The 7,284-nt window shown below is 66.6% G+C and carries 6 protein-coding genes; 4 read left to right on the top strand and 2 right to left on the bottom strand.

Annotated features, from left to right (window positions below):
• The 4 genes from KBY90_RS14470 to KBY90_RS14455 form a co-directional block, all read left to right on the top strand.
• On the top strand, positions 1-1,247 hold a 1,247-nt coding region (locus KBY90_RS14470), incomplete at its 5' end, for an iron uptake porin (RefSeq protein WP_254969368.1).
• A 250-nt stretch (positions 1,248-1,497) separates the two neighbouring features.
• Positions 1,498-2,490, top strand: a complete 993-nt coding sequence (pstS, locus tag KBY90_RS14465) for a phosphate ABC transporter substrate-binding protein PstS (RefSeq protein ID WP_254969367.1) — start codon at positions 1,498-1,500, stop codon at positions 2,488-2,490.
• Between the two features lie 220 nt (positions 2,491-2,710).
• Positions 2,711-3,724 carry a phosphate ABC transporter substrate-binding protein PstS gene (pstS, locus tag KBY90_RS14460; RefSeq protein WP_254969366.1) on the top strand — a complete coding sequence of 338 codons (1,014 nt, stop codon included), beginning with the start codon at positions 2,711-2,713 and terminating at the stop codon, positions 3,722-3,724.
• A 190-nt stretch (positions 3,725-3,914) separates the two neighbouring features.
• Positions 3,915-4,964: a PstS family phosphate ABC transporter substrate-binding protein gene (locus tag KBY90_RS14455; protein ID WP_254969365.1), complete on the top strand. Its 1,050-nt coding sequence runs from the start codon at positions 3,915-3,917 to the stop codon at positions 4,962-4,964.
• On the opposite strand, the gene arsJ is transcribed toward KBY90_RS14455, so the two are convergent.
• Together arsJ and KBY90_RS14445 are read right to left on the bottom strand one after the other, a co-directional pair.
• Complete coding sequence (gene arsJ, locus KBY90_RS14450) at positions 4,965-6,221, bottom strand: organoarsenical effux MFS transporter ArsJ (RefSeq protein ID WP_254969364.1); 1,257 nt, start codon at positions 6,219-6,221, stop codon at positions 4,965-4,967.
• Positions 6,221-7,252: an ArsJ-associated glyceraldehyde-3-phosphate dehydrogenase gene (locus KBY90_RS14445; protein WP_254969363.1), complete on the bottom strand. Its 1,032-nt coding sequence runs from the start codon at positions 7,250-7,252 to the stop codon at positions 6,221-6,223. Before KBY90_RS14445 ends, arsJ begins: the two co-directional genes overlap by 1 nt.
• Between the last annotated feature and the right edge of the window lie 32 nt (positions 7,253-7,284).

Here is a 7,284-nt window from a genome sequence, read left to right as displayed (position 1 = left end):
GCACCTACAAGGGCCAGCGGGCCATGACCCGCTTCGAGGCGGCCGCTCTCCTGAATGCCTGTCTCGACCGCGTCACCGAGGTGACCGACGAGCTCAAGCGCCTGATGGCCGAGTTCGAGAAGGAACTCGCCGTGCTCAAGGGCCGCGTGGATGGCCTCGAGGCCAAGGTGGGTGAGCTGGAGGCCTCCCAGTTCTCCACCACCACCAAGCTGCGCGGTGAGGCCAGCATGATCCTGGGCGGCATGCCCGACTTCGAAAGCCCGCTGCGCGCCTCCGACGGCACCCGGCCGGCCAACCCCAACGAGGTCACCTTCAACTACGACGTGCGGCTGAGCTTCGACACCAGCTTCACCGGCAAGGACCTGCTGCGCACCCGCCTGCGCGCCGGCAACTTTGAATCCCTGCCCTTCCGCAGCGGCGTCTTCACCCTCGACAAGGCCGCCGGCACCGACGACAGCGTCGAAATCGACCGTCTCTTCTACCGCTTCCCGGTGGGCGAGGGCTTCAACATCACGGTGGGCGCCCTGGTGCGCAACACCGAGATGCTCTCCTTCATCCCCAGCGCCTACAAGTCGGACATCCTCGACTACTTCGGTCTGGCTGGTGCTTCCGGCACCTACAACAAGGCCACCGGCGCCGGTGTGGGTGTGAGCTGGCGGCAGCAGGTGGAGAAGGGCAGCCCCTATCTCACCTTTGACACCAACTACGTCTCCAGCAACGGCTTCGCCGACTCCACCATCGGTGCCTTCACCGAGGAAAGCGGCATCAGCGCCCTCTCCCAGCTGGGCTATCGCGGCAAGAACTGGGGCATCGCTCTGGGCTACCGCTACGGCTCGCAGAACTCCAGCCTGCGGGATGCAAACTTCAGCTCCACCGTGCCTGATGGCGGCGACACCAACAGCCTCTCCATCGCCGGCTACTGGGGCCCGGTGGACAGCGGCTGGATCCCCTCGATCAGCCTCGGCTACGGGTACAACTGGGCCAGCCGCCTGGATGATTCCCAATCCTGGATGGCCGGTCTGCAGTGGAGCGATGTGGGCTGGGCCGGCAACGCCGCCGGCTTCGCCGTCGGCCAGCCGCCCTTCACCGGTGGCAGCGACAACACGATGCTCTACGAGATCTTCTACCGCTTCCAGGTGACCGACAACATCAGCATCACCCCGGCCCTCTTCTACGCCGACGAGCCGCGGAGCAACAGCTTCAACGACGCCTGGGGCGGCGTGATTCAGACCACCTTCCGGTTCTGATCCACAACCTGATCCACAAGCCCGCTTCCGATCAGCAGCCTCAGTCTGAGGCGAACCCCTCACACACACCTCGATCGCTCCAAGGTCCTCCCCAGGGAGGGCCTTTTTTCATGGCAGGCTTCCTGGCAAGGGCAGTGACCAACACATCCCGCGGGTAGCCCGCAACCAGCTCTTCACCAGCGGTTAATCACCCCATAACGACCGGTGCCGGAGTGGCGGCTAATTCTTGTGCGACCCAACAGTCCCCTCCATGACCTTCGCCAAGAAGGCCTCCATCGCCGCCGGCAGCCTCACCGCTGTTGCCGTGACGGCGGCCATCACCACTCCCCTTCTGGCCCAGGCCACCATCAGCGGCGCCGGCGCCACCTTCCCGGCCCCCTTCTATCAGCGTGCCTTCGCCGGGATCGCCAGCAAGGTGCGCGTCAACTACCAGTCGGTGGGTTCCGGCGCTGGTGTGCGCCAGTTCGTGGCCGGCAGTGTCGACTTCGGTGCCAGCGATGAGCCGATCAAGGCATCCGAAGCCGCCCAGGTGAAGCGCGGCGTGGTGCAGTTCCCCGCCGTGGGCGGCACCATCGCCGTGGCCTTCAACCAGCCCGGCTGCAGCAAGCTCAACCTCACCCAGAAGCAGGCCGCAGACATCTTCCTGGGCAACATCAAGACCTGGGAGCAGCTCAAGTGCGGCAAGGGCCCGATCCGGGTGGTGCACCGCTCCGACGGCTCCGGCACCACCTTCGCCTTCACCAACTCCCTGAGCGCCTTCTCGCCGGAGTGGAAGAGCAAGGTGGGTGAGGGCAAGGCCGTGAAGTGGCCCGTGGGCGTGGGCGGCAAGGGCAACGAGGGTGTGGCCGGCACGATCCAGAACACCCCGGGCTCCATCGGCTACCTGAACCAGGCCTTCGTGCGCGGCAACATCAAGGCCGCGGCGCTGCAGAACAGGGCCGGCAAGTTCGTGATGCCCAGCCGGGCCAGCGGCGCGGCAGCCCTGAACAACATCAAGCTGGACGGCAACCTGGCGGGTGAGGATCCCAATCCCGCCGGCGCCAACAGCTACCCGATCTCCACCCTCACCTGGATCCTGGCCTACCGCAGCGGTAACGGCGCCAAGACGCAGTCGATCCGCACGGCCATGAACCATCTGCTCAGCCCCGCGGCCCAGAACCAGGCCTCCGGTCTCGGCTATGTGCCCCTCCAGGGCAACATCCTGAAGCAGGCCCAGGCCGCCGTGGGCCGCATCGGTCAATAGGCCGACCCGGGGCAGCCATTGACGGTGTGATTGGCACTTTCCCGAGGACCGATCCATCGACGGGGGAGACGCGATTGGCGTCTCCCTCTTTTTGTTGGCAGAACCGCCCTGCTGTGCGGATCGGCACCAACCGGTCATGCGTTAACCCGTCCATAACCACCTCTTAAGCTCGCCGTTGCGACCGTCCGTTAGACGTAGGCAGCGGTCAGAACGCCAGTCCATGCAACTCCGTCGTTCCACACTCGCCATCACCGGAGGTGTGGTGTCGCTCTCCCTGCTGGCAACGGCCTGCGGGGGTGGTGCCACCAAGCTGCCCACGATCAACGGCGCCGGCGCCACCTTTCCGGCGGCGGCCTACCAGCGCTGGGCGCAGGACTACGCCGCCGCAACCGGCAACCAGGTGAACTACCAGTCGGTGGGGTCCGGCGCCGGCGTGCGCCAGTTCCTGGCCGGATCGGTGGACTTCGGCGCCACCGACGAACAGCTCTCCGCCGAGGACTTCCAGAAAGAGGCTGCCGGCAAGCGCGGAGCCGTTCAGATCCCGATGCTCGGCGGCACCATCCCGGTGGCCTACAACAACCCCAACTGCCCCGACCTCAAGCTCACCCAGGCCCAGGTGGCCGACATCTTCCTGGGCAAGATCACCGACTGGCAGGAGCTGGGCTGCCCGGCCGGCAAGATCACCGTGGCCCACCGCAGCGACGGCTCCGGCACCACCTTCGCCTTCACCAACTCCCTGGCCTGCTTCTCCGCGGAGTGGAAGGACAAGGTGGGCGTGGGCAAGGCGGTGGACTGGCCCGTGGGCGTGGGCGGCAAGGGCAACGAGGGCGTGGCCGGGGTGATTCAGAACACCCCGGGGTCGATCGGCTACCTCAACCAGGCCTTCGTGCGCGGCAACATCAAGGCGGCGGCACTCCAGAACAAGGAGGGCAACTTCGTGATGGCCGATGAGAAGAGCGGCGCCGCCGCCCTCAATGGCATCACGCTGGATGAGCGGCTCGGTGGCGAGGACTGCAACCCCGCCGGCGCCGACAGCTTCCCGATCGCCGCCTTCACCTGGATCCTGGCCTACCAGAGCGGCTACGGCGCCGAGAACGCTGAGGCCGTGCGCACCTTCCTGAAGTGGGCCCTGCAGGACGGCCCCCAGGCCACTGCCGCCGAACTGGGCTACGTACCCATCAAGGGTGACGTGCTCAAGCGGGCCCTGGCCGAGATCGAGAAGATCAAGGAGTGACGCCGGGCCCGCGAGGGCCGCAGGAGCACTGCAGAAGCACTGGGGGGCTGGAGAACACCAGCCCCCCATTTTTCGTCCGCGAACCCGCGCGGAACCGGATCCCAAACGGTTGCGTAAGGCCAGTCCTGACCTGTTCTTAACCAACAACAAACCTTGATCAATCAGCCTGGAGTCGATTCTTTCCCCGTCCATGGCTCGCCCGCTCCCGGCTCTTCTGCTCACAGCCTCGCTGCTGCTGGTGGGCGGCTGCGGGGGCCCCGACGCCCAGGGTCCCGGGGAGCAGGGCCCCGCCTCCAGCCTCACCATCAGCGGCTCCAGCACCGTGTTTCCGGTGATCCAGAAGGCGATCGCGGCCTACAACAAGACCGAGCGGGGCCGCAACGTGGCCGTGAACCTCTCCGAGGTGGGCACCACCGGAGGCCTGCGCCAGTTCTGCCAGGGGACCATCCCGATCGCCAACGCCTCCCGGCCGATCAGCAGCGCCGAGCTCGAGGCCTGCGCCGCCAAGGGCATCACCTTCATCGAGCTGCCCCTGGCCTTCGATGCCCTCACGGTGGTGGTGAACGGTGGCAACGACTGGGCCAGCGCCATCACCGCCAAGGAGCTCTCGCGCACCTGGTCGAAGCAGGCGGAGGGCCAGGTGAAGACCTGGAAGCAGATCAACATCGACTGGCCGGAGCGGCCCCTGCGGCTCTGCGGCGCCGGTACCGACTCCGGCACCTTCGACTACTTCAACGAGGCCATCAACGGCGACAAGAGCAACTCCCGCAGCGACTATGAAGGCAGCGAAGACGACAACGTGACCGTGCAATGCGTGGCTGAGGACCCCGACGCCATGGGTTACTTCGGCTTCGCCTATTACCAGAGCAACCAGGATCGCCTCAAGGCCCTGGCAATCGCCGGGCCGGACGGCATCGCCGTGGCCCCCTCGGTGAAGACGGCCCAGAACGGCAGCTACAAGCCCCTGTCGCGGCCCCTGTTCATCTACGTGAACGACAGAAAGATGCGGGAGGACGACACCATCCGCAGCTTCGTGGGCTTCACGGTGGGCAACGGCCTGCGCTTCGTGGAGGAGGCCGGCTACATCCCCCTGCCCGCCGACACCTACCGGCTGGTGGAGAGCAAGCTCTACCGCCACATCATCGGCACCTCCTTCGGCGGCGATCTGCCGATCGGGCTCACCATCGGCGAGGCCCTGCGCCGCAGCTTCGAGGACACCCGCAAGGAGGGCTACCGCTGATCAGGCACCGGCAGGCTGCAGTTGCCTGGGCGGCGTGGGCAGCCGCCTGCCGGCGAGGAAGGCCAGGCCGACCAGCACACAGGAGGCCCACAGACAGGCCTGCAGCCCGCCCACAAGGAACAGGGCACCGGAGAGCAGGGTGCCCAGCAGGCGGCCGGCGGCGTTGGCCATGTAGTAGAAGCCCACATTGAGGCTCACGTCCTCGGCTTCGGTGTAGGCCAGGATCATGTAGCTGTGGATCGAGGAATTCATGGCGAACACCACCCCGAACACCATCAGCCCCACCACCACGGCGATGCCGGGGTTGCCTACCTCACGCCACAGGCTGATGGCGATCAGCGCCGGAATCGCCGAGAGCACGGCCGCCCAGAACTGCACGGCCGGCGGACCGGGGGGCCGATCGCTGCCCCAGGCCCGGCGCAGGCTGGGGGCCGAACCCTGGATGATCCCGTAGCCGATCACCCACAGGCCCATGAAGCCGCCCACCTTCCAGAAGTCCCAGCCGAGGCTCGCCTGCAGAAACACCGGCAGAGCCACCACGAACCACACATCGCGGGCGCCGAACAGGAAGAAGCGGGCCAGCGACAGCACATTGATGCCCTCGCTCTTCGAGAGCAGAGACTTGAAGGCGGGTTTGCTCTTCATCCTGCCGATGTCCCGTGGCAGCAGCAGGGTGACCAGAAAGGCCACCGCCAGCCAGCCGGCCAGCACCACCACGCCCGCGTTGAAGCCCACGCTGGTGAGCAGCACACCACCCACAAAGAAGCCCAAGCCCTTGAGGGCGTTCTTGGCGCCGGTGAGGATGGCCACCCAGCGGAACAGCTGCCCCTCGCCGCGGCTGTGATCGTCGGGGGTTTCGGGCACCACCACGCGAATGGCGCTCTTGGCGCTCATCTTCTCGAGATCCTTGGCGATGCCGCTGAGGGCCTGAGCCACCATCACCCACACCACCGAGAGCAGCCTGGGCCAGGTGTCCGCCACCGGCACCAGCAGCAACAGGGCCACGATCTGCAGCACCGTGCCGATCCAGAGCGTGAGCTTCAGACCGAAACGGGCGCCGAGCCAGCCGCCGTAGAGGTTGGTGAGAACCCCGAAGAACTCGTAGAAGATGAACAGAAACGCCACCTCAAGCGTGGTGAAACCCAGCTTGAGAAAGTGGAACACCACCAGCATGCGCAGGGCCCCATCGGTGATGGTGAACGCCCAGTTGTTGGCGGTGATGATGCCGTACTGCTGAACCGGTGAGAGCGTGCGCATCAGCGGAGCTCCTGCTGCCGGGCGATCACGTGGCAGGCCAGATCGGCCATGCGGCAGCTGTAGCCCCACTCGTTGTCGTACCAGGCGTACACCTTCAGCTGGGTGCCGTTCACCACCAGGGTGGAGAGGGCATCCACGATCGAGCTGCGGCTGTCATTGAGGAAATCGCTGGACACCAGTGGGCGGGTTTCATAACCGAGGATCCCCTGCAGGGCACCGTTGGCGGCGGCCTCGAAGGCGCCGTTCACCTCCTCCACCGTCACGCCGCGCTCCAGCTCGAACACCGCGTCGGTGATCGAGGCATTGAGCAGGGGCACCCGGATGGCGTGGCCGTTGAGACGGCCCTGGAGGTCGGGGAAGATCAGCCCGATCGCCCTGGCCGAACCGGTGCTGGTGGGGATCAGGTTCTGCAGACAGGAGCGGGCGCGGCGCAGGTCGCTCTTGAAGCCATCGATCACCACCTGGGTGTTGGTCACGTCGTGCAGGGTGGTGATCGAGCCGTGGCGGATGCCGAAGCTCTCGTGCACCACCTTCACCACCGGCGCCAGACAGTTGGTGGTGCAGGAGGCGGCGGTGAGCAGGCGGTGGCGATCGGGCTGGTAGGTGGCGTGGTTGATGCCGAACACGATGCTGGGGATCTCCACGCCGTCGAGTTCGCCCTTCACGGGGCAGGCCACGATCACCTTGGCGATGCCGGGCTCGTGGAAGTAGGCGGCGAGGGTTTCGGGCGTCTTCACCTTGCCGCTGCACTCCAGCACCAGCTGCACGCCGGCCTCCCGCCAGGGCACCACGGCGGGATGGCTGAGCTGGGAGTAGCCCACCGGACGGCCCTGCACGCTGAAGCCATCGACGGCGGCGGTCACCGGGTGCGTCCAGCGGCCGTGCACGGAGTCGAACTCCAGCAGGTGGCCCGCGCTGGCGGCGTCGCCGCCGCAGTCGTTCACGTGCACCAGCTCGATCCCGGGCCGGTCCCAGAGGGCCCGGAACACCAGGCGGCCGATGCGGCCGAAGCCGTTGATGCCGATGCGCACAGCGCCAGAGCAACTACCAGTACTCTCACATC

The organism is Cyanobium sp. CH-040 (assembly GCF_024346135.1).
GTDB lineage: Bacteria > Cyanobacteriota > Cyanobacteriia > PCC-6307 > Cyanobiaceae > NIES-981.
This window is presented reverse-complemented; position numbering and strand designations above follow the sequence as displayed.